The 24,833-nt window shown below is 41.0% G+C and carries 14 protein-coding genes; 3 read left to right on the top strand and 11 right to left on the bottom strand.

Features of this window, described 5'->3' with window-relative positions; genetic code table 11:
- Positions 1–11: 11 nt before the first annotated feature.
- From F597_RS0107870 to F597_RS0107860, 3 genes are all read right to left on the bottom strand, one after another.
- Positions 12–2,459, bottom strand: a complete 2,448-nt coding sequence (locus F597_RS0107870) for a TonB-dependent receptor (protein ID WP_019539186.1) — start codon at positions 2,457–2,459, stop codon at positions 12–14.
- Positions 2,460–2,621: 162 nt separating this feature from the next.
- Complete coding sequence (locus F597_RS0107865; RefSeq protein ID WP_139224055.1) at positions 2,622–3,629, bottom strand: hypothetical protein; 1,008 nt, start codon at positions 3,627–3,629, stop codon at positions 2,622–2,624.
- 217 nt (positions 3,630–3,846) lie between these two features.
- Complete coding sequence (locus F597_RS0107860) at positions 3,847–4,458, bottom strand: outer membrane protein (RefSeq protein ID WP_019539184.1); 612 nt, start codon at positions 4,456–4,458, stop codon at positions 3,847–3,849.
- 447 nt (positions 4,459–4,905) lie between these two features.
- On the opposite strand from F597_RS0107860, the gene F597_RS21560 reads away from it, so the two are divergent.
- Both F597_RS21560 and F597_RS0107850 read left to right on the top strand, forming a co-directional pair.
- Complete coding sequence (locus tag F597_RS21560; RefSeq protein WP_019539183.1) at positions 4,906–5,832, top strand: GLPGLI family protein; 927 nt, start codon at positions 4,906–4,908, stop codon at positions 5,830–5,832.
- Positions 5,829–8,462: a carboxypeptidase-like regulatory domain-containing protein gene (locus tag F597_RS0107850; protein ID WP_019539182.1), complete on the top strand. Its 2,634-nt coding sequence runs from the start codon at positions 5,829–5,831 to the stop codon at positions 8,460–8,462. Before F597_RS21560 ends, F597_RS0107850 begins: the two co-directional genes overlap by 4 nt.
- Positions 8,463–8,785: 323 nt before the next feature.
- Here F597_RS0107850 and F597_RS0107845 read toward each other — a convergent pair whose 3' ends face one another.
- Complete coding sequence (locus F597_RS0107845) at positions 8,786–9,517, bottom strand: lysophospholipid acyltransferase family protein (protein ID WP_139224054.1); 732 nt, start codon at positions 9,515–9,517, stop codon at positions 8,786–8,788.
- A gap of 252 nt (positions 9,518–9,769) precedes the next feature.
- On the opposite strand from F597_RS0107845, the gene F597_RS22315 reads away from it, so the two are divergent.
- The gene (locus F597_RS22315; protein WP_139224053.1) at positions 9,770–10,054 is read left to right on the top strand and encodes a hypothetical protein; all 285 of its coding nucleotides are present in this window, start codon (positions 9,770–9,772) and stop codon (positions 10,052–10,054) included.
- Positions 10,055–10,156: 102 nt separating this feature from the next.
- Here the strand turns inward: F597_RS22315 and F597_RS0107835 are convergent, their stop codons facing one another.
- From F597_RS0107835 to F597_RS0107805, 7 genes are all read right to left on the bottom strand, one after another.
- Entirely contained in the window at positions 10,157–11,194 is a 1,038-nt protein-coding gene (locus tag F597_RS0107835) for an aldose epimerase family protein (protein WP_019539179.1), read from the bottom strand.
- Between the two features lie 29 nt (positions 11,195–11,223).
- Complete coding sequence (locus F597_RS0107830) at positions 11,224–13,434, bottom strand: alpha-galactosidase (RefSeq protein WP_019539178.1); 2,211 nt, start codon at positions 13,432–13,434, stop codon at positions 11,224–11,226.
- A gap of 129 nt (positions 13,435–13,563) precedes the next feature.
- Positions 13,564–14,427: an outer membrane beta-barrel protein gene (locus F597_RS0107825; RefSeq protein ID WP_081624343.1), complete on the bottom strand. Its 864-nt coding sequence runs from the start codon at positions 14,425–14,427 to the stop codon at positions 13,564–13,566.
- Between the two features lie 15 nt (positions 14,428–14,442).
- Positions 14,443–17,598 carry an immunoglobulin domain-containing protein gene (locus F597_RS20365; RefSeq protein ID WP_081624342.1) on the bottom strand — a complete coding sequence of 1,052 codons (3,156 nt, stop codon included), beginning with the start codon at positions 17,596–17,598 and terminating at the stop codon, positions 14,443–14,445.
- 87 nt (positions 17,599–17,685) lie between these two features.
- Positions 17,686–20,082, bottom strand: a complete 2,397-nt coding sequence (locus F597_RS0107815) for a glycoside hydrolase family 95 protein (RefSeq protein ID WP_026327256.1) — start codon at positions 20,080–20,082, stop codon at positions 17,686–17,688.
- Between the two features lie 56 nt (positions 20,083–20,138).
- Entirely contained in the window at positions 20,139–21,749 is a 1,611-nt protein-coding gene (locus F597_RS0107810; RefSeq protein ID WP_019539174.1) for a RagB/SusD family nutrient uptake outer membrane protein, read from the bottom strand.
- A gap of 21 nt (positions 21,750–21,770) precedes the next feature.
- Positions 21,771–24,824: a SusC/RagA family TonB-linked outer membrane protein gene (locus F597_RS0107805; protein WP_026327254.1), complete on the bottom strand. Its 3,054-nt coding sequence runs from the start codon at positions 24,822–24,824 to the stop codon at positions 21,771–21,773.
- Between the last annotated feature and the right edge of the window lie 9 nt (positions 24,825–24,833).

The raw sequence follows: 24,833 nt of genomic DNA, 5'->3' as shown, positions 1-24,833 counted from the left end.
AAAAATTAATCTTAGAATTTAATTGTATAGCTTACCGAAGGGATAATGGGAAAGAGCGTGGCCTGCCGCAAAACATTTTTTGTTTTCCGTTCACCCGTCTCATGATTCACGGAGGTTTCATCCCATACATATACATAGAAAGGATTCAGGCGGTTGTACACGTTATAAATACTGACATTCCAGGTGCGAAGGTTTCCCCGTTTGGTTTTTTTGTGGAAATTCACTCCCAGATCCAGCCGGTGGTAATTGTTATACCTGAAATTGTTCCGTGCCTCTATATAAGAATAGGTTTCGGGTGAATAGAATTGATGCCTGTAAGTGGGAGAATCGGCTGCCGCATATTCATGGAAGCCAAAGGTGGCAGCGTTTCCCGTGCTGAAGACCCACGAGGCGGAGACATCTATCTTTTCCGTGAACTTATGCGTACCGGTAATACTGATGTCATGCCTTCTGTCGTACTTGGCAGGAAACCGTTTCCCGTTGTTAATGGTATTTCCGGGGCGGTCGAAGATCCTGTCGGATTTAGACCAGGTGTATCCTATCCATCCGGTCGTATTCCCGAATGAACGTTGCGCCAGGAATTCTACGCCATAAGCTATACCTCGTCCCATGCTCACCTTCTCTTCCCAATTGGTGGATGCTCCCATAAACGAAGCACCATCCTTATATTCGAGCAGATTGTCCATTGTCTTGTAATAGCCTTCCACGGAGAAATCAGCGATATGCTGAAGCGAATAGAATGCTCCCAACGCATACTGGTGGGATTTCATCGGTTTGATTTTTGATGTGGCCGGCACCCACAAGTCCGTCGGCATGCTGATGGTGTTATTGGAAAGCATGTGGATGTACTGATTCATGGATGCATAGCCGGCTTTCAACGACAAGTTGTCGGTAAGCAGCACCCTCAATCCCGCACGCGGCTGCAAAGAGAAGTAGTTGCTGTTCTGCACATGAAATGAAGAGAAATGCACCCCCAAATTCACTTTCAGCATTTTTCCGAGTGAGATGTTATCTTCAAGATAAGCCGCCGTCTCATGGGCATATACTTTGGGGCTTCCGGCTACCGTATCGATGTTTTGCTCTGTCTGGCCGGTATCCATGACTTTCAGGGAAATAACATCGGGTGCAAATGTATGGTAAGTATAAGAGGCACCGAATTTGATGTCGTGATTAACGTTCGGCGTGAAATCAAAATCGGTTTTCAGTGTCCAATCCTGTATCCCGGAATTATAGGTGAGTCGCGTTTCTTCTTTTGTTTGGGGTTGACCAGAATTAGAAGGATAGCGGGTTTCGCTTTCGTAGCCGCTGCCTAATGCCGACCGGTAACGGGTGAATGAAGCGGTAGTATTCATAAACAGTTTGTTGTTCAGGATGCGGTTCCAGCGGAGTGCGGCAATGGCATTGCCCCAATCCCAGTCAAGCTTCGTATGATCTCTGGATTCCAGATTATCACCATAGGAATATCTGTCTTGTGCTTTCAGGTAAATTGCATCATCTCCGAAATAGGTACTCAGGTATAGTTTGTCTTTATCCGACAGCTTATGGGTGAACTTGGCGTTTATATCATAAAAGAAATATCCCGCGCTGTTCACTCCCCCGTTTTCATTATCCTGTGCCATTTTGATGATCGGCTGGGCCAGCACATCGATATAGGTTCTACGCAATGATACGTTGAATGTGGTCTTTTCCTTTATGATAGGGCCTTCCAACTGTAATTTGGATGAGATAAGGCCGATGCTTGCCGTACCACGAATTTTTTTATCGTCTCCGTCTTTCATCCGCACGTCTACGACAGACGAAAGTCGTCCGCCAAACCGTGCGGGAAAACTGCCTTTGTAAAGGGTCACATTTTTCAGTGCATCGCTGTTGAACACAGAAAAGAAACCGAGCATGTGATTGACATTGTACAGCGGCACACCGTCCAACAGGAGCAGGTTTTCATCCGGCCCGCCTCCCCGTACATACAGCCCGGCCGACCCTTCGGTACCCGATTGTACACCCGGCAACAATTGCAAGGCTTTGATCAGGTCGTTTTCTCCAAGGAGGGTCGGGATATTTTTTATCTGCTCAATGGGTACTTCCACGGTACTCATCTGCGATCCCCTGACACCTGTTTCGGAGCGGTTTCCAATCACCGTCACTTCCTCCAGCATGTTATCCAGATCCAGTTGGATGTTCAACACCGTGTCGCGCTGCAGGTAAAATTCCTGTTTTAATGTCCGGTACCCGATATAAGAATATTCGAGGGTTACATCCCCGACTGGTAACGTCAGCGAATAGTAGCCAAAGTTATTGGTTGCCGTTCCTTTAGCGGAATTTGAGTCGAAAACAGTAGCAGAGATAAGGGTTTCACCGTTTACCCTGTCGGTAATGTATCCGCTGATAGTGTAACGTTGTGCAAATACCGGATGAGCAATCATATACAGCAGCATCAGGTAAAGTGTGGTTTGTTTCTTCATAAAATTAAATAACAAGCAATACTCAATGTTGATTTTTTACGTGATATGCTTATAAGATGCGAAGACAGTAAAAATCACTCATACAAGATTGTTAATATACTAAAAAATCACTATATTTCCCACGCCACTTGCAATATTGCTATTGTAGTGTATAATTTTTATTTATCTAAACCAATTAACAGGATTGACTTTTCTTAAAAAAATTGCTCTTTTCCTTTTTCTTTTATACCTCTCCCAGTCTTTCCTCTCTTTTTTGTTATAGTATTTTACATAAATATCGTCCTCTTGTGAAGGTTCGAAATTTGTAAAACTCCATTTAATTATTTTGTCATTTTCAGCAATTTGATACCCAATCGGTGAGATTTCTTCTAAGGTTTCCAGTTTAATATCATGTAGTTTTAATTCAATATCGGCTTTTTCTATCAAGCCATACCATCCTGAACCAGTCTCCAGAATATACTTAAAATATCTATAATCAGCACCATATCCTTGTCCGGATGGCAGTGAATACTCTACTTTTATTTGTTTCCTTTCATTTTTGTCAAAATGAACATTCCATACATACCACGGAAAATTACCTTTTTCCATTTGTTTTCCAAATGGTTGCCAAAGGTCTGATCCGAAGTGTGGTTTTGTCTCTCTCCATCTAAACAAATCCTCCAAAGCTACTCTGGCTGCTTGATATGATGAATTTGAAGAATATTCAAAAAATACATTCTCTTCTATAGTCACATTATTTGCTGAATATATGCTATCCATTTTCCGCTGGTATTCTTTCTCAATATAGTATATATACATATAAGTATTGTAAATGCTATCTAACTCTGAAGGCACACCAATATCATCTTCTGTTAGCATTTTATTGTCAACAAAAATCCTGAAATGCGATTTATCATCATCAGAATAGTCACCCATAGACCAGTATTGAAAATTCATTACCGGAAATCCAACCTGAATAGTTATGCTATCCCCATGGTTTAATAATTCAAAAGTACATGATACTTTGGCTGAATTATTAAATAAGTCAGCATAAACATATTCTTCTGTCATCTGGATTTTACAACTGTCATTTGTATAAATTCCTTTGACAACAATCGGGTTGGGAGCAATGTCAGCGTTAACCCTGACAAATAATAAAAAAGCAGTCAATATTAAATAAAATAGTCTCATATTCATTATTTTATCATACATTATTACCTTATCCTCCTAATGGATTTAATTTCATTAGAAGTAATACAGTATCTCATCGTTGGATAACGTTATCAGTCAGGTGTTTTAGATGGAAAAAAACGGATAAAGATTGTGAAAAATTACCATCAGTATCCGTTTTTAAGATTTAGTTTTTCAAAACTCAGCAAAAGCTGGAATCATATGAAGGTTTCAGGGATCAGAAATAAACAGAAAGCCCTACTGATCCTCCCAAACCTTTTGTTGAATATTTGTAGGAAGAATCCTTTGAATACCGTGCACTCACTTCTGCATATTCAGCCATCAAATCGATAGAAATATTATTGCTGACAAAGAATGCCGCTCCTAATCCTCCAGCCCATGTAAAACCACCGAATGACATACTCTCGGCTTGTGCTCCCTGCATAGCCATTTCCAACGATACATTTGCATATCCTGCACCGAGAGCTACAAACGGACGAACCGGTTTTCTTGTTGGGATGTAATAGGCTACCGTTGGCATCAGAATAAATTGAGATGTTTTACTTTGATAATCGCCATCGGTAATCGAAAATGAAGCCTGGCCGCCGACCGATAAATTATCAATCACAAAATACCCTATACTGGGGGTAATTGTAATTGAATATCCGTCCAAATCCATTGCCTCCCTATCACTGATGTCGATATTAGCACCATATACACGATTAGAAAAATAAGCTCCTTCCATTGACGAGCGGCCTGAAATGGAAAATTTACCTTTTTCTGTTTGTGCAGACATAGTAAATGAGAAAAGACAAAACAGTACTGATACAATAAAAAAATTTTGTTTCATAAAAATGATAATAATTAAAGTAAAGTGTGTATTTCTTTCGTTTTGCTAAAGTGTTACTATTTCGCATCCTCAAGGGAAAGTATCTTCGAAATAAGAATATTTCTCATGATGTCGGATCATATAAAAATAATTCATATGAAGCGCTGCAAATCTAAAATATTTTTTTCAATCTTAATTATATATCTCAGAAAAATAATAGAATTTAAAAAATAATTTATCTGTCTGCTATACAGTATAAATAAATCTTACTTTACAAAAATAATAATGAATAAATACAAACAGTTTGTATTGTATTTACTTTCAATTTATTAAGATCAAATTCGTTTGTCGTGACACGGTATTGAAACAAGAGATTCAGAAAAGCACCATCTTTTAACTAACAACATTAGTTTTATAACGAAAATATTTAGTTAATTTGCCGGTATAAACTTCAAAACAGACCAAATTATGCGACACAAAACAGTAGTTACCGGATGTATAATATCTTTCTTTCTTTTGACAACCGGAAATCTTAACGCTATGCAACCGGCAAAAAATAATCATGTTGATCCTCCGCAGCAGGAAGAATTGGATAAGGCTTTTCTCCGTATTATTTATGTGTTCGATCAGCAGACAACAAAAGAGAAGGAAAAAATTTCAGTAACCGATACGATGGCATTGGATATTGCACAAAACTGGTCGGTGTACTATGATTGGAACAAAGAGCGGAGAGACTCTGTCGCTAAAGTAAAAGATCAGAAATTAATACAAACACTTAAATCGGTAAATGTATTGAAAGATCCCGATAATGAAATTTTTGAACGTTTTGAAGCCATGAACCGAAAACCCGAAATTATGAATGACCGGAAAGGTGAAGATGCACGGATATTTAAGAACCGATCTGACAACACAACTATTACCATAGACAAAGGTCCACTTACCGGAGCGGGTAAAGGTATATATCTCCGATTAAAAGAACAAATACCTCCAATGGATTGGCAAATATCGGAAGATACTATTTCCATAATGGGTTACCTTTGTTACAAAGCCACAGTCCCATTCCGGGGACGTGATTATACGGCATGGTTTTCACCGGAAATACCGGTCAACGAGGGACCATGGAAGTTATACGGTCTGCCCGGAGCGATCCTGGATGCAAAAACGGAGGATGGATTATTTCGCTTTCAGGCGATTGGAATAGAGCAGATAAAAGACGTTCCTATCCGGTTTCCGTCCGACAGAGACTTTGAAGAAGCCAAAACCCTGAAACAGGTTAACGATTACAGAAGGTCGAAACTGAAAGACATATCGCTCAGTTATATGGATAATGGAACGATGACTATATTGAGGAAAAGGAATCCTGTGGAATATAATGATCTGGAATTGAGCGAATGATGAATGTGACAAGGCATTATTTACTGATCTTCCTGCTTATCTGTAGCTGTTTCTCTTCGTTTGCCCAACAGGAGATCAAAGGAAGGGTGCTCGATTCACAAAACCGCAAACCGGTTGTTTCGGCCACGGTCACGATACACCCTGTGGGTTCTTCCTCCATCCTGGCCTATACCATGACGGCAGAAGACGGCACATTCATCCTGAAACGCAACAACTTCCCCGACTCGGTCACGGTGACCGTATCGGCCATGACCATCGAACAGCAGTCAAAGAACATAAAGAGTGATGTTGCAATGATTGAATTTCTGGTTACCGAGAAGACAATGGAACTGAAAGAGGTGGTCGTGAAAGCACCCAAAATACGCCAGTTGGGCGATACCATCCATTACGACGTGGCCGGTTTCATGGATGAGACCGACCGCAGTATCGGCGACGTGTTGGAAAAACTACCCGGTGTGCAGGTGCTCTCCTCGGGACAGATACTTTACCAGAACAAGGAGATCAGCAAATTCTATATCGAGGGACTCGACTTGCTTCAGGGCAAATACGGCCTGGCTACCCAAAACGTAGATGCGTCCAAAGTGGCTTCGGTGCAGATACTCGAGAACCACCAGCCCATCAAGGCGCTTAAGGGGATGGAAATTCCTGAAAATGCCGCCATCAATCTGAAACTGAAACAGTCGGCCATGGGTGCTTTCTTTGCCACGGCACAACTGGGAACAGGCCTCCCGCCCATCCTGCTCAGCAACGAAGCAGTAGGCATGCGCTTCACCCGCTCGCAACAGAATATGCTGGTATATAAGGGCGACAATACCGGAAGGGATATCAGCAAAGAGTTGACTTCCTATTACGACCATTTCGGAAGCAGACCCTCCAACCTCTTATCGGTAATTGCCCCTGCCCCGCCTTCCATCAGGGAACAGCACTATCTTTTCAACGAAGCCCACCTGGTATCGCTGAACGATTTGAGAGGAATCAAGAAAGATCTTATACTCACCACCAACATAAACTTCCTGCACGACAAACAGAAAAGCAGCAGCTTCTCACGGCAGGATATCTACCTGACTCCTTCCGATACCCTACAGATAGCGGAGGATATGGATGCCCGCCTGTTGAAACGGGAACTGGAAGGTTCGGTCACCCTCGAAGGCAATACCGACAACTATTTCCTGAACAACAAACTCAATGTCCGCTCTTCATGGAATGCCCATACAGGCAATATTGCGGGTAGTGAACCGGTGGCACAGTTCCTGCAACTCCCCTCCTTCCATATCGAAAACGACTTCGACTACCTGCGGCGGAATGACTCCCGGCGAAACCGGATAAGGGCAAACGTAGCATATACCACCCGGCACCATTCGCTGGATGTTTCACCCGTATTGTTCGAAGAGTTGAAGAATCCCGACCCGCGTATCCGGCAGGATATTTCTTTCGACCGGTTCAATGCCTCGGCCAGCGTATCCGGACATAAGGACCTGCAACGGTTTAGCTTCGGGTACACTACCGGAGCCTCCTTCCTGCATTACAGGATGGAGTCGGGTTTGCTTTCGGGCACTACCCATACGCCGGTTGCTGCAGATACCTTGCAAAACAATACCAGCCGTACGGAAGCAAAACTCAATTTCTCTCCGTCGTTCGGGTACAGGCCTCCATCAGGTCTCCAATTGAACTTTTCCTTTCCTCTGGACTACCTGTTCCTAAACAGGGAAGACGTGATAAGACAGACAAGGCAAAAGAGAGGACATCTGCTCGTTTCACCCTACTTGTGGATCCAATATCCATTCAGTACCAGACTGGCTATCTTTTCCAATATTTCCTTTTCCAACCATATCGGTTCGGTGAATGAGGATTACAGGGGATACATACTGAATACCTACCGCAGTATGAACCGCAGCGACGGGCTGTTGTCGAAAAACAGCCGCACATCGGCAAACGTAAGCTTCAATTATAAGAACCCGTTCACCACCCTCTTTACATCACTGCGTTTGTTCTACAACAACACATGGCGTAATATGCTTTACGATGTTGGATACAACGGTATCCTGAGTAGCAGTGTAGGCGTTCCCCATCCCCACACCTCACATGATTGGGGTGCAGGTTACTCCATCGGTAAGAGCATCGATGCGATCAACTCCGAAGTGAGATTCAGTACCGGTTATGACCGCAATCAATCGGCAACCCTGCACCAGGGGATAGTCTCCGGTTACAGTTCAACCGGCTATTTCCTCTCACCGCGTATTACAACTGATATCGAGCGATGGATGATTATAAAATACGGTGCCTCCTACCGGCATAGCCGGACCAAAATCAGGGACAACGAAATGGCACCGGTAAATTATTTCACACAGGACATCGCCTTATCGTTGATCCCCGCAAAAGGGTTTACCCTGACCGTTTCAATCAACCATTACTATAATAACATGATTGAATCTTCAGACCGTTCATCCTGGTTCGGAAACCTGGGAGCACGGTATAGGATGAAGAACACGGACTGGATGCTCGACTGGACAAATATTTTCAACACCCGGCAATTCGTGACCTATTCCTACAATGATATCAGCAGCTATTATTCGGTCTACGGCTTACGCCCGGCAGAAGTATTGTTAAGGGTAAGATTCAAGATACTATAAAGAATAGGCAGGGTTACAAATACGTACACATCATTACCTCTCGGTCTATGACTAAAATCCAAACTATTCCCGAAAATATGTAAACAAAAATCAATCAATATCCCTTTGTCTGGAAGAGGTGAGTTGAAAGTACTAAATAAAATTAAAAGACTAATTTTTTCTACTCTATTGTTTGGAAAAAAGAAAGGAGCGCCTTATTTTTGCAACGTGTTTTTCATGGTATTAGATTTAAGGTTAACAATGAAGATTGGTTGTCGTGAGACAACCATTTCTTTTTATATATAGTCCCAAACAATTCTGCCAGTTTTAAAGATCCGTTCCTTTTATTTGTATTGCTCCCATAATGCGGAATAGATGGTATCCCTCGTTTTATCGATCAATCCAGGTGTCTCTGCCTCGGTAAGTGATGCGGTGGGTATTGGGCTATGGATCACAAGTTCCATTTTTCCCGGCCTGAGACGAAAACCATCCCTCTTCAGAACATTATAAGCACCGTTTATAGTCAGAGGCACCACAGGCAGGTCCATATCGTGGGCCAGATAATAGGCACCCCGTTTAAAACGACCCATTTTTCCACTCCGAGTGCGTGCTCCCTCCGGAAATATCACCATAGAGACGCCATCCACTATCTGTTCTTTCGCTTTTTTAATAGAGGCTGCCCGCGCTTTAGGATTGGTATTGTCCACAAACACATGGCCGGCCTTTTCTGAGGCAAATCCTACGAACGGGATCTTCCGTAAACTCTGTTTTTGCATCCATTTGATATTCTGATTCAGGAAACCGTACACCAGGAAAATATCAAATGCACTCTGGTGATTGGCTACAAACACGTACGATTGTCCGGGATCCAGATTCTCATGTCCGCTTGTCTTTATCCGGCAAAGAGCTAACCAACAGGTCAGCCTCGACCACCATTTGGGCGGATAATAACCCCAGAACTTACTTCCGAAGAGGGGAGCCATAACCATTACCGTCAATGCCGTAATAAGGGTAAGCACAATAAAGATCGGCACAAATATGAGCCATTGATACAAAAAAACAAGTATATTTTTCACCACCATTCAGTTTTATTGCGATCAGTCTTCAAAAACGATACCGACGTTCCGGCCATCTCGTCCGCATCAACGGAAACTTTTTCACAAAAATATACAATTTGTGCATTGTTAGGAGATAAAAAAGGCAGTTTTTTATCTCTGAAGTTCATTTTTTCGCTGAATACAAAATTTTTATCTCAAATTATTTCCTTGTTTGTCGAATTTTGTGTTTATTTGCGTTACGAAATCAGAAACATAAATTATTATACACACATGAAAGAATTAGCGAGAAACATCGGGGTATTAGTAATGCTCATAGGCGTTGCTATTTTGGTGATTCCCTTTTTGACGGGCGCAACCAATAACACCAATTTAATCATCGGACTGGTATTGGTTATAGAAGGATTACTGGGACATATCTATGTGAATAACATGAAAAAAGGCGGTTTGATAAGTAATATTCTCTGGGCAATTATACTATTAATCGTCCCCTATGCTATCTTTTTCATCTCAAAGAGAATGGCTTATTCCGACGAAGAAATAGCTGCTTACAACTAACCAAAAGGCATCTGTTTCACAGCAAGATACAAAGTTTACGACAAAATACGAACACCCTGGGGTAAGAACCTCGGGGTGTTTTGTTTAAGTATATGCGTCAGCCTAAAGATATTCTGAAGGACAAACAATACGATACATAATGGTTTCTCTCCAGGTATCGCCCTCTGCATAAATACCTTGGGAAAAATGAGGCCGGTTAGGGGAGTCGGGATAATAGTGGGCCTCCAGGCATACTCCCGATAAGGACTGATAAGAGCCCGAAAGATAATCCCCTGTGTATATCATAACTCCCGGCATTGTTGAAAACACCTCCACACGTATGTCTGAATCTCCGCTTTTCAAAATAGCCAGTCTTTTTAAGTTTCTCTCATTCTCATTCCGTCGCGATATGAAATATGAATTATACCCCTTTATTTTTTCTTTTTTCAAACTCATATTTTCACCTATCACCTTGAATTCCCGAAAATCGAAACCCGGATTATTTTTAACATTGAGATAGGCTCCCGTAGGCAGGAAGTTGTTATCGGATTCAAGAACCCTATCAGACTCAATTTTCAGTTGATGATCCAATATTGTTTCTCTCCCGGATAAATTAAAATATGCATGATTGGTGACATTCACCGGCGTTTTTTGATCGGTTGAAACGTGATAACCCATGAATAGATCATTCTTATCCGTTAACTGATAACTGACTGTCAACGTTATATTTCCGGGGAATCCTCCTTCTCCATCTTCACTTTCAGCACTTAAAATGAGCTTGTCGTTTTCAATTTTATGATCAAATAATTTTTTGTGGAATCCGGAGAAACCTCCATGGTTACAATTGGGGCCATCATTTTTATCCAGAGAATAAGACCTTCCGTCCATCACGAAAGAGGCATTTGAAATCCGGTTGGCGCAACGTCCGATTGTTGCGCCAAGATAATTTTTATCGGACAAATAATCTTCAAGTCTGTCATATCCAAGGATGATATTTTTAATTCTTCCTTTTTTATCAGGGATATTGATCGATTTTATCGTTGCTCCGTAACTGATGATCTCGACACTTGTTCTCTCGTTATTGACTAACCTGAAAAGATAAACGACCTGCCCGTCAATTATACCGAATTTCTCCGACTCGATTGTATGTAGCTTTACCATTATCCAGAGTCCTCTTCCTTACTATCCTTTCATTTCACTGATTTAATCTTTATCACTACACTGGCTCTGTATTTACTAACCGAAGGATTAAAACCTACCTTCATCAGAAATTCCCCGGAATATACTTTCTGATGGTCGACAGGAGTATTTGTTCCTTCATAGAGGTTGATTTCCGTTAACTTATAAGTTTTATCTTTGTCCAATCCCTGTAGTTTTATGGGGCGAAGAGATGTATCCGCCACATCCCGCCAATTGGTAAGGTAATTAAACATAACTCCTTCTGTTTTTTGTTCGTTCACATACATAAGAGACGCCATATCATCTTCATAAGGACTTGCAAGACGGTACATCTCTCCGTGCCACAGGATATCCTTAAAGTCGTTATAATTACGAACCGTCTGTTGAGCAAACTTCATATCCCGTTCACTCAATTCATTCGCACGGATATCGAATCCGAGTTTACCCATTGATGCTACATCTATACGATATTTTAGCGATTTGTCTTTACTCCAGTCGGTAACATGGTTACACATTGCAATGGCAGGATAATAGTAAGAATAATTCCATTGCATAAAAACCCGTTCCAGTGGATCAGTATTGTCACTCAACCAGAATTCAGTAAAATATTTCAGCAAATTATAATCCGATCTGCCTCCTCCGCCGGAACAGAGCATCATCGGTACGGTAGGATATTTTGCCCGTATCCTTTCCAATACGTTCTGTAAACCTTTTGAATATTTTATATATAAGTGTGACTGAGGGATCTTTTTTCGTTCCAAGTATTTCGAATGTCCATTGAAAACAGGAGCGTTGCAATCCCATTTTATGAATGCTAAAGTAGGATTCTCAGTAAACAGATCGTCCACTACTTTAAAAACAAAATCCTGCACCTCCGGATTAGCCAAATCGAGTACCAGTTGATTCCTGAAATAAATTTCGGGTCTCTTTTCCTGTTTGATCACCCAATCGGGATGCTTTTCATACAATTCACTTTTCGGGCTGACCATCTCGGGTTCGATCCATATACCGAACTTAACGCCTTCTTTCTCTGCCTCACGTACCAGAAAAGGGATACCGTCAGGAAGTTTCCTCCTGTTCACTTCCCAGTCACCCAATCCGGTTGTATCATCGTTCCGGGGATACTTATTGGCAAACCATCCGTCATCCAACAAAAACATATCTACACCTAACTTTTTTGCACCACCAAACAGGCTGACCAGTTTATCCTGGTTAAAGTCGAAATAGGTAGCCTCCCAGTTATTGAGTAATGTCAGGCGTTCACCCCGGCCGTCCAGCAATGCATGATCCCTCAGCCAACCCTGCAAATTACGGCTTCCTTTACCTTTTCCTTCAAAGGAAAGCGTATAAACAAAACGCGGTGTCTCAAAAGAGGTGTTCGGTTTCAGATGATAAGCAGACTGATAGGGATTTATTCCGGCAACTATATGTAAATTTTTATATACATCGGTTTCGAATTGCAACGCAAAATTACCATTCCATGCAATTTGACCCATCATTACGGTACCGGATGTTTCGGTTGCCTTTCCATCCAACGATAACATAAAGTTCGGAGAGGTAAGCAAATTTTCTCTTGTTCCCAACCGGCTTTCAATGGTATGCATTCCCTGGCGCAGATGTGTTTCTACAGGTTGCATCTCCTTAATCCAGGAGCCATTATAGCTGGTCAGGTAATAATCTCTATTATTCAGGTACAGATTTGCCGATGCATACTTGTTAAGCACTACATTCCCTTTTTCAGTATGCCTGATCACGCTCCATTGCTCAATCACATCCTTATCTTTCCATGCTTTATAATACAGATCGACAAAGAAAGGATAGACAGGATCTTTGAGCGTAACAACAGTAAGCGTAGCCCCGTCAGATGTTTTCGAAGTCGAATGACTCTCATACAGCAGATCCAGCGAGTTGTTACCATCCACATGTACCACTGCGATGGCAGGCTCTGTAAAGTTATTGTCGATCCCGGCAACTGCATAAGCGTTATTATTGGAGCTTGCGCCTTCAGATCGAAAATTAAAGACTTCTCCCGTCTGTTCATATTCATTTATGTTCGACAAAGACTTTCCGAAATAAATAATCTTTAAACGATTGTTCCCATCGGTTTTCAAAACTATGGCTACATTCTCTGTCTCTATCGGGATTGTAACACTTTGACCAAAAGAAAAAGAGAATGGTAATAAGACAAATAGAATGTTAGTAAGTAAATTAATAGATTTCATTGTTGATTGATTTATATTTTTGACAAACGTTATTTTGAATTGAACTATTTATATTTATTAGATACTGACCAAACTGAAATGTGTACACTACATTTTCTAATTACTTTTAAAACTTTGTTAGCGCAGTTATTATAAATCCAATGCCAATCTAAGCTTTACCCCGACAGAAATAATGCGGGTAACATCCACTAAAGCTTGAGTAATATTATCATCAGTTGAATAAGAAGAATTAATCACACTATTATGTATATACTCAGAAGGTTCCATATTATTATATTGAATCATTCGTTTATCAGAAGCTTTTTGGATATTATTCAATCCATAGTCACAATAGATTCCACTATATAAATTCAGTTTATTACCTAAAATCCATTTCATTCCACTCTCTACAGACAATAAATACAATGTTTTGACTTCCAGATTACCTTTTACATTTTCACTCCCGAAATCCCCAAATCCCATGAAATATGGATTATCTTTAATGGGATTTTCCCATTTAGGATAATACCCGTAATTATTGAATAACGCGCTAACATCTACCCGTTGCACAACAGGAACACCGAATTTAAATCCGGCAGAGGCAAAAAAACTATTTTTACCGGCTATCGGTCGCTGAAACATCACAACAAAAGGAATATTCAAATAGGATATGTTTTGACTTTCACTATACTCTTTTACTGTTGTATGAAATATGAAATCATCCTCACCGTCATATGCAGCATAAGAATCCGAGAAATTTTCCATGCTATATTCTGATCTGGAAATCAACATTTCAACCCCTGAGCCGATACTCCAATAATTTGTTATTTTATAATTATACCCAAACCCGATCGTACTACCAATTTTATCTTTGGATTGTCCGACATTGGGACTATAATTTATTGTCGATAGTCCGCCGGCTACCGACACAGATATTTCATGTCTTTCCTGCGAATAGACTATCATCACAGATAATAAGCAAAAAACTATTATTGTTGTTTTCTTTAACATCATATTATTATTCAAGTTTTATCTGACGATTATTTTCTTACTTTCCAAAAAATCTGTTGCTGTCACATTAATAATATACATCCCCGGACTTCGAAACAAAGAGACAGTAGTATATTGCCCTTTTACTCTTTGCCGGCCTATATACATACCACTGCTGGTATATACTTCAATTACTGCATTTTTCATCTGAGGGTCATCCTGAGGTATATCGACTGTAACACTTCCATTTGTAGGTAGCGGATTTGGATATATCCTGATCTGTTCTTGCGGTGAAAATGTAATTGTCGATTCACATGTGCGCAATACTTCATCACTGGTCGTCGTCACTTCCAAATAATAGAGTGCATTTTCATCCAGTAGCATATCTCTCCGTGGACCGGCTGAATAACTCGGATTGGTTCCAATCAAAATATTATTTTTGAACCACTTATAACTTTTAAATTTATATCCCCCATTCGTTGTATGATTATTATTGGCAATCAGGGTATTGTTCCATTTAACAGCAATCAGATCGTCAAACTCAAATAACCTATCAATTGTGATTTCGTAGGACCTCTTCATTTCCGCATTATCTGCAGACTGTATATCAAATTTTATTTTTGTCCTTCCCATCCGGTCAATGTTCTGCCTAATAATCTTGTTTTCAACAATCTCATCATTAAAAATTATTGTAGCATCCGGATGTTCTGTTGTTATTTCAATATCTATACTATTGGTACCGCATAAAATAAATGGTTCTGCAATATCCCAAAACACATTATTGATTTTCACATCCCTGATTTTTATCTCATCAGTAAGCACCTTTAGTACAGCCTCATTACTTTTTACCGAACCGGCAGAGTTTGACACGACACAGTGGTAACTACCGGCATCCGATAATGACAAATTACTGATTGTCAAGCTATTTAAGTTTGAATTTGCGATCAAATTATCATCTTTATACCATTGATACGACAGACTGCCACCGGTAGCTTCAACTGAGAACGTTACTGAATTGCCCACAAATACTTCTGATGATTCCGGTTGTTCTACAATTTTCGGCTCTGTTTCAAATTCAATATTCGTATCCATCCTGTAAACCCTGACATCCTGGGGTGGAACTGAATATTCAATCCTATTATTTTGGAGTGTCAAAGAGGCTCCTGTCCAAAGCTCCTTAACTCCCAATACTGCATCAGCAGATGCGCCCAATCGATTCAATGGTATATCACCGGTGAGTGTCGTATTATTACTAAAATTAAAAATAGCCAGGTATACTTGATTTTCATGATGCAGTATAAAAAATTTCTCCGACCTGTCATATTCATCTGCCGTATACCCTTCAACGGGGTAAAAAGATTTTCCGATTTTTGCGATGGAATTAATATCTTCATTGGAGGCTACCTGAAGAATACGATTCCTAATCTCCTGTGTACCCTGATAGGTGCCTTTTAAGCTCATGTTATCTCCCAGCATATATAATCCCGTGATAACACCCGAGGTTATTCTGGAGCGATTCTCTTCTTCCTTGTAAAGGTTTCTTGATTCACGGTCATGTAATACCAGGTGGTCAGGATCATTGAACGCATATACCCTATCCAACCACCATCCAAAACTGAGGCTATTCAACATATATCCCGTATGCGATGCATGCTCGGACATCTGCCCCCATGTATCACAGCTGATCCGTTTGGAATGGCCATATTGAGCAGGGAAAGTGGGAGCAATAGACAATGCCAGGAAAATATCGTCACCACATGCATCCACCAACTTCTGCATTCCAAAGTTATATGCCTGTACTCCGGTCGTTATGCCGGATTCATAAAAAGAGTCTGCTTCAAGAGTACCATTATTGATAAAGTCCAATTTAATATATTTATATCCCCATGACTTAAACCGATTGATTTGGTATTCTATATAAGTAATCGTACCGGGATGAGTGGGATCCAATGCCCTTGACTCTATTTCAATAGGTGTCCCATTGGAATACAGATAAATATCCTTAAACCTATATCGTCCGTTTGTTCCGGGCACAATACGTTCACCATCAAACGCCCATTCGGAAAAAGGTGTAAAATAAATACCCGCTTCCTGACCATTATTATTACAATGTTTGACAAAATTGATCAACTGCTGGTCGGTAAAATTCATATCCCACCACGAATCTAAACCTATAACCACAACATCGTTATCGAATCCTCTGGTTTTCAATTCATTTTTTATGAAATTGGAGACATCTATCACTCCTTCATAATTTACATGGGTCTCCATTCCACTCCAACTGTTCCAACCGAATGGTGTTCCTTTATCCCAACTACGGGGAGGAGCTATAATTGCGTTGACATTTCCAAACTGCTCCAACCCTTTACGCCAATCATCAAAATAACCTACCAATATTTTAGGTGATTTCAAAGAGGTGCCGGAAATGCTCCCATGTTGCTTTTGTGTTGAATTATTGATATCCCGCGTTAATCGATGAGTAATACCCCCAAAACATGCCAGATAATCGATATTTTGATTATCTGAAGTCGAAAAACGAATCCCTGTCTTCCAGGTCGTATGTTCTATCGAGCCAATAACCATTCCGTTACGTTGTTCTCCGTTAAAGATGGCTGTAACTTCAAATGACACTGAATCTGTTGTCAAAGGATACGATCCATACCTGATAAAATCGTCATTATCGAAGGGAATGGTCAATACCCTGTTACTGGAGCTACTCGGCAAAAAAGAACTGCGGGTTCGGGTAACTACCGGGGCAATATAATTACTCGAGATAGTTGCAGTTGATTGAATATAAGCTTCGGTTAAGAAATAATCTTTTGAATCGTAAAAATAGAAAATCTGTTCCAGATCCGGCTGACCTGATACACCGGAAAAAGAGATCGTATATTTTTTGCCACTACCGAAATCATCATTTATATCTTCATCTGACAATGTGAGAGACTTATAATCTGAACTTTCCAGGATATCATTGTTGCTTTTAGCTTGTATAAAAACACCGTTTAGGATCGATTTCCCATCCTTCCGATAAGTAAGGGTTCCTGTATTTTCATCATACACAATATTCCAATTACCATAACTTATTTCAATATCAGCTGGTGCAGAGAAAACAGGAAAACTATTTTGTCCGAATAAGACTATTATGAAAAGAACCAGACTTTTTATTATTGTATATTTTTTAGTTGATAGGGACATAATGTAAGATTTTATATGATTTATTACCGGGTCTTATCCTTCTAAGTATAACCATATCAGCATACCAATCAGATTAGTATAAGAAATTCAATAGGATATTATTAATTTATCATCTTTATTTAAAGAAAAACTGAGCAGACCTTCTTTTTCCTTTTCAGGTTGTTCGTTTTTTCCGTTAATTAAAAACTTAACTCCGTTTAAATCATCCATTTTTATACGAAAAGTGTATTCCATAGTAGATTTTAGCGCAGCTGCACGTAACATGCCGTCTTTCCAATCCAAGTCCACTTCAAGTCCACCCCTGACACATAGGCCCCTGAAACTACCGCTTTTCCATTGATCGGGCAAACAGGGAAGAAATTCTATATAACCTTCATGATCTTGTATCAGCATTTCTGCAATACCGGCTGCAGTGGCAGTGTTTCCATCAAATGCATAGATATCCGATTCCGCCCCGGCTATACCTGCCGGAGAAATACTCAATAAGTTATCTGCCAGAAAATTCTGCTCAAACATTCGGACACTCTCATACGCCATTTGTGCATCTTTTAAACGGGCATAGAAACAGATCATATTCGCACGGCTCCATTCCGTATCCTCCCATCCATCGGCAGCCAACCTGTCTTCAATAGTTTTCCGGGCTCCTGCCGCCAGATCCGGAGTTTTATCCAATGATATCTGTGAATACGGATAAAGAGCCAACAGATGGGTAGTATGCCTGTGATTGGGATGTGCCTCTTCATAATCTTCCATCCATTCACGGACACCTCCGTTTTCACGCAACCGGATAGGGGGTAGCAGGGTCAAAGCTTCTCTGAGTGAGTCGGCAAAGAGATTATCCATACCCAATATCTCAGAGATTTTTATACAGTTACTAAAAATCTCGTAGGTCAATACCCGGTCGCAGGTCGGCATCATCGACGCACACAATTCAGTACCATTATACAGGAACGAGTTTTCAGGAGAAATGCCCGGACCGGTAACCAGATACCCTGTATTTGGATCTTCTACCAAAAAATCAAGTAGAAACTTGGCACTTCCTTTCATCAGAGGATAAGCCCTGTTCCTGAGAAATTCCTTGTCCCGAGTATATTCGTAATGACTCCAGAGATGGGTAGCCAGCCACGTCCCGGCTGTAGGAAAAAGCCCCCACAGAATACTTCCCGACGGAGCAGTATACCCCCAGATATTTGCTGTAGTATGTGCAGTCCATCCCTCGCATCCATATATTTTTTCTGCCGTCTTTGTCCCGTGAACCGACAAATCTTCGATATAGGAGAACAACGGATAATTGGATTCGGCCAGATTTCCGATATTGGCCAGCCAATAATTCTGCTGGGTGTTTATATCGAGATGATAGTCGTTCGTCCACCCCATATTACATGCCAGGTTATCATTGAAGAATCCCTGTAATGCAATCGGCAATGGAGAATTTTCCCGTGATGATGCGATAGTCAGATAGCGTCCATATTGAAACAATAACGCATCGAAACCGGTATCGGGAAATCCTGCCCTGATGCTTTCAAGACGTTTATCGGTAGGCAAATGGTTGTTGTTACTTTTCCCGAGCGACAAGGATACTCTATCAAAAAGAGGCTTGTAATCAGCCAGATGATTTTCTTTAATCAAGCTGAAATCTTTGCCTTCTGCTTTTGTAATGGTCAACTCACAACGCTGCTTGTACTCTTCATCTTTATAATTCGTACGGAAATCGACGATAATTGTAGCATCGTCAGCATTTTCAATAATCAGTGAGTTCTCTGTAGTTGTAATTTCACCGCTGGTTGTCTGTAAAGATATGCATCCATTGAACAAGACACCACCCCTACCCTGTCTCGGGAAAAGTGCATCTCCTTCAATGAATAGTTTATTGTTTTCGGCCCTGATTTCGGCATTCCGGAACAAATCGAGTTTTAATTCGAAAGATATACTGGCCGGTTTATCAGAGGTCAAACGGAACGCCAATACATCGTCGGGATTGGAAGCCAGATATTCGCGGGAATAAGATACCCGTCCGATCTTGTAATCGACTCTTCCAACAGCTTCCTCCAAATTCAGACTACGCCGGTAATTCGTGATCTCCGCCTGAGGGTGGTACGATTCGATAATCATATCCCCAATAGGGAGATGTGTTCCAAAGGAGCCTTGATTTCCTTTCAGGTATTCTCCGGCAATCTGATTTCCTTCTTCAAGTTTTCCTTCAAAAAAAAGTTTCCGTAAGCCAGATAATTTCTCTTTACCAAACGGCATTTCCTGATCCGGTTTATACTCTCCCGACCAAATACTCGATTCATTCAGGGCAATTACTTCTCTCTCCACTCCTCCATAAATCATAGCACCCAGCCGTCCATTCCCTATGGGTAAAGATTCCAGCCATTTTTCTGCAGGCTGTGCGTACCATAGCTCTAAGGTTTGAGAGGAGGTACAACTAACAAATGAAGAAATAACAATACAGGCAATACCGAAAGTTTTATAAAATCTCATAATATAGGAAATAGGCAACACCAGAAATTTCTCTGGCGTTGCCAAAAATAGTTATTTTATTGAGGATATCCCGGATTTTGATCTTCCGGACTAAAAAAGTCATTTGTCTTTATCTCTGTATCAGGAATAGGATAGCGTGTATGGAACTCCTGAATGGTAGCTGATTCATGTGCCCAACGATTCCTTTCCTTTACCAACTTCACAAAATTACCTGTACGAATTAAGTCGGAACGGCGCCACCCTTCAAAACATAATTCTCGTAACCGCTCGTCCATAATGTTGGCACGAAATTCCTGCTGTGACATTCCTGTCGACCATTGTTTATCAGCAGGGAGAGTACCGCCCCAGGCCCGTGTACGGATCTTATCATTGACAATTGCTACGGCCTGTGCTGTTTGCCCTAATTCATTGAGACATTCCGCATGGAGTAAAATAACATCTGCATACCGGATAACAGCAAAGTTCTTTCCTGAATTCCACATATTATTGATACCCAGGCCTGACAAAATATCCGTACGGAAATCTTCAAATTTTTTGATATGCGGATCCAATTCATCCGTCGTACCCGTCCACTGTGTCTTTGATAAATCGGGAGTAACATATTCAAATGAACCGTCCGCGGAATACCGGTTTGTATAATAGGTAAAATCATACCGCAAAGAAGTTTCTTTACGTGCGTCTCCATCTTCCCATATTCCTCCTTCTTCTACAGTTTTATAAGTAAAAGGCGTGGGAACAAGGAAATCATAACCGGAGAAAGAGCAACCCTGGCTAAACCATGAGTCTACAGCCCGTGATCCCGTATCAAACTGCCAATAATTACAATCCGGCCATACATTATTGAATTGCAGTTCAAAAATAGATTCTACAGTATTCGGATTATCATATTTAAAAAGATCTTCATAATTGGAAAGTAACTGGTATTTGTCCATAATTTGCCGGAAAGCTTCTTCTGCCTTAACAAAATCCCGTAAACCGGTCTCTTCCGGTGCCGACATATATGCTCGTCCGAGCATTGCCCACGCAGCTCCTGAAGTAGCACGATGAGGCTCATTAGAATATTGTCCCGGTAAATTATTGGCTGCCACCTGAAAATCATTGATAATAAATTCCCAAACATCTTTAAGAGGTTGTCTGCCTAATCCCAGTTCCTGAGTACGGGCAATATCTATGATAGGAATTTCGCCCCAATACATACTCAACTCATACATCAACATTCCCCTGATAAATGAAGCCTCTCCTAACAATTGTTGGGCATACTCAGGATCCTCTTTGGTCAAGCCTAATGCATAAACTGCTTTCGCTGCTGCAGTGACTGCAGGCCATCTGTTATTCCAGATTGCTGCAACCTGGGTTGAAGTGGGGTTCAACTGGCCATTGAATTTATCGAGACCGGCCTGATCTCCTGAAGACAAGAGCTGATAATTACCTTGTTGCGATTCATCCAGACCCAGGTTTGGCATCAAACCGTTCCGGCCTTGCCTGACACCTCTAAAGCTATTGTAAAGTCCCAAAACCAAAGGTTCTACATTCTCAATTTTCTCAAAAACCTGCTCTTCTGTTAAAGAGCCCGTAGGCTGGACATCTAAAAAGTCGGCGCAAGAACCTCCTATAATAATAAAAGAGATTATTGTATAAGCCAATATTTTGTATCTTAATGTTTTCATATGATTATTTATTTTGAGATTTTAAAAACTAAAATTCACTCCCACCACATACATTTTAGTTGGAGGATACCAATCGCCTGTCTCCGGATCATAACCTTTGTAATTGGTCAAACAGAAAAGATTCGATCCGGTAGTGTATACGCGAAGATTGCTTACGTTCAATTTGCTTAAAACCGATTGAGGAAGGTTATACGAAAGGGTAAGTGCCGATAGCCTCAGGTAAGAAGCATCCTGTACACTGAAATCCATCTGATGCGCTCCGTAATGATTATAGTCGAAACCGGCTAAAACACGGGGAAATTCAGCCGTTGTATTGTCCGGTGTCCAACGATCCAGTAAATCGATAGAGGCATTGCTGCTGCCTTTACTTCCAATCAATGATTCATAATACGGGCTTAACCGTCTTGCACCATATGAATAGTTGAATACAGCGTTTAAGGAGAGCCCCTTCCAGGTAAGATCAGTGGCAAAACCTCCATAGAATTTAGGATCGGTTGAACCTATTACCACGCGGTCATTCTGATCGATCTGACCGTCATCATTGGCATCCAACGGATACAAATCTCCCGGATTTACATTGTAACCCTGCCAGTTGATCTTGCTTAGACGTTCCATATCCACTTCCTGAGCAATACCGCCTGTACGCCAGATATAGATCGTATTTCTCGATTCCCCGAGAAACAGGTTTCCTTCTTTCTGGATATTGCGATCACCATCTACATTATAGACCACATCTGCATTACCGTACAGTTGCGTGACTTTATTTTTATCGAGGGATAATGTCCCGGAAAGATTCCATTCAAAATCCCTGGTTTGTATCAGGGTAGCTCCTAAAGAAAATTCGATCCCCTTGTTTTCTATAGCCCCGATATTTTCGATCGTATAGGTATAACCTGATGTGGTGGGTAATGAGTGACTCATCAACAAGTCTTTGTTCTTGATCATAAAAGCATCCACACTGAAATTGATACGATTGTTCAATGCTGTCATATCAAGACCGATATTCCATTGACGTTGTTTTTCCCAGCTTATGTTTTCCGTACCTCTCCGTCCATCGGATACAAATGAATAGGTGTACCCCGTATCAGAAGTGCCGGTATAACTGGTATGGTAAAGTGACAAATATGCAAAATCGGAGATATTCTGATTACCTACCACACCGAATCCTGCACGGAACTTTAATTGATCAAAAAGATCCTGTGACTCCATAAATTCCTCTTCAGTTATATTCCATGCAGCAGACAGTGAAGGAAAAATCCCCCACTGATGCCCTTTGGCAAATTTTGAAGAGCCGTCGTATCGTGCGGTTGCTGTCAGTAAATATCTGCCATCGTAACCGTAATTAGCACGCAGGATATAGGAGAGTAACGTTGCTTTCCACCAGCTGGATGATAATCCTCGTTGGTCTCTTTTATAACCTGAATTCAGACTATGATAGGAAAACAGATTCGATCCAAAACCTTGTGCAGAAGCGTTAATCCAGCTACCATTCGTTTGTGTGGCACTGGTTCCTATCAGTGCATTTATACGATGTTCATCAATAACTTTATCGTAAGATAAGGTATTATCCCATTGCCAGACGGTTCGTTCATCCCGGTTATCTGTAGCCTGCCCCTGTGTCCCATAGCGTTCGGCTTCGTAGATGTCGTTCGGAATATACTCATTTTGTTGTCTCTGCGCATAGTCAAGTGAAAAGGTAGTACGAAAATTAAAGTTTTCCAGGAAGCTTATATCAATAAAGTTGGAACTCATAAATCTATTGTATACCAAATCATTGTCTATGCGTAATGAGCGTAACGGATTAAAATTATTCTGATCGAATATTCCCTGCCAGTTTAATGTCTGAATCTCGTCCGAGATAGGCAGCATGGGATTGGCATTCCGGGCACGATTCATGACTCCGTCGCTGACAATCGAGTTCATCGTACGGGTAAATGAAGAGTTTGTCCCTACTTTTAACCAGGGTTTTATATTCTGATCGGCATTGATGCGGCCGGAATACTTTTCCTGACCTGTTTTCTTTATTAATCCCTTGTTGTCCGAATATCCGAAGCTGAGATAAAAAGCGCCACGATCCGAAGCATTTGAGAAACTTAAGAGATGATTCTGCTGAACTCCCGTACGACTTACTTCATCCAACCAGTTATAATTGCGGTTATTCTGATAGGATTCGAACTCGTAATCGGCGAAAACCCGATTGGAACCCATGACCTCATTTTCAATAAACTCCTCCACATTTCCGTTCGGATTTGTTTGCATATAACCGTTGACATAGGCTTCTTTTCTTAGCTCGAATAATTGTCGTGTATCCATTGTTTTTGGTACCTTTGCATAGTTCTGGATACCTACCCAGCCGTCATAGGTAACCTTTCCTTCGCCTCTTCTTCCTTTTTTGGTAGTAATGAGTACAACTCCATTGGAACCACGGGATCCATACAATGCAGTAGCCGAAGCATCTTTCAGTACTTCAATGGAAGCTACATCATTTAGATTTACAGCATTAAACCCGGCATATGCATTATCCATTACCATCCCGTCAACCACGTAAATAGGGTCTGTTGAGCCATTAATTGTATTAATACCCCGAATTTTGATCTGTGAATCGTCACTCGGTCTGGCTCCGCTTGATATAAAAACACCTGCTACGCGTCCCTGCAGGGCCTGATTTATGTTAGTAACAGGTTTTTCGGCTAAAACTTCCGCACTCACGCTCGAAACGGCTCCGGTAAGATCGCTTTTCCTGATTGAGGTCCCCACTATAATAACCTCATCCAATACTTCAGTATCTTCCTGTAAGATTACTTCCAAAGACCCTCCTTCCGTAATCTCTATTTCCCTGGTCAGATATCCGATATAGGAAATACTAAGGATACTGTTCTTCTCCACACTCAATGTGAAATTTCCGTTTATATCGCTCACCGTACCATTGGTCGTTCCCTTTTCCAGGACACTGGCTCCAATAATCGGATTAGATATCTCGTCTATCACTTTGCCTGTGACCTCCATTTTCTGAGCCACCAAATTAATGCTGCAAAGTAACGCGAAAATCAAATAAATTAATTTTCCACTTTTCATAATTCTCTT

The sequence above is a fragment of the Proteiniphilum acetatigenes DSM 18083 genome, assembly GCF_000380985.1.
GTDB classification, from domain to species: Bacteria; Bacteroidota; Bacteroidia; order Bacteroidales; family Dysgonomonadaceae; genus Proteiniphilum; species Proteiniphilum acetatigenes.
Note: the sequence above shows the minus strand (reverse complement) of the source record. Positions and strands in the feature narration are given on the sequence as shown.

Coding starts and splice junctions, on each gene's coding strand:
- F597_RS0107870 (WP_019539186.1), bottom strand. CDS start 2,459: ATGAAGAAACAAACCACACTTTACCTGATGCTGCTGTATATGATTGCT.
- F597_RS0107865 (WP_139224055.1), bottom strand. CDS start 3,629: ATGAGACTATTTTATTTAATATTGACTGCTTTTTTATTATTTGTCAGG.
- F597_RS0107860 (WP_019539184.1), bottom strand. CDS start 4,458: ATGAAACAAAATTTTTTTATTGTATCAGTACTGTTTTGTCTTTTCTCA.
- F597_RS21560 (WP_019539183.1), top strand. CDS start 4,906: ATGCGACACAAAACAGTAGTTACCGGATGTATAATATCTTTCTTTCTT.
- F597_RS0107850 (WP_019539182.1), top strand. CDS start 5,829: ATGATGAATGTGACAAGGCATTATTTACTGATCTTCCTGCTTATCTGT.
- F597_RS22315 (WP_139224053.1), top strand. CDS start 9,770: ATGAAAGAATTAGCGAGAAACATCGGGGTATTAGTAATGCTCATAGGC.
- F597_RS0107835 (WP_019539179.1), bottom strand. CDS start 11,194: ATGGTAAAGCTACATACAATCGAGTCGGAGAAATTCGGTATAATTGAC.
- F597_RS0107830 (WP_019539178.1), bottom strand. CDS start 13,434: ATGAAATCTATTAATTTACTTACTAACATTCTATTTGTCTTATTACCA.
- F597_RS0107825 (WP_081624343.1), bottom strand. CDS start 14,427: ATGATGTTAAAGAAAACAACAATAATAGTTTTTTGCTTATTATCTGTG.
- F597_RS20365 (WP_081624342.1), bottom strand. CDS start 17,598: ATGTCCCTATCAACTAAAAAATATACAATAATAAAAAGTCTGGTTCTT.
- F597_RS0107815 (WP_026327256.1), bottom strand. CDS start 20,082: ATGAGATTTTATAAAACTTTCGGTATTGCCTGTATTGTTATTTCTTCA.
- F597_RS0107810 (WP_019539174.1), bottom strand. CDS start 21,749: ATGAAAACATTAAGATACAAAATATTGGCTTATACAATAATCTCTTTT.
- F597_RS0107805 (WP_026327254.1), bottom strand. CDS start 24,824: ATGAAAAGTGGAAAATTAATTTATTTGATTTTCGCGTTACTTTGCAGC.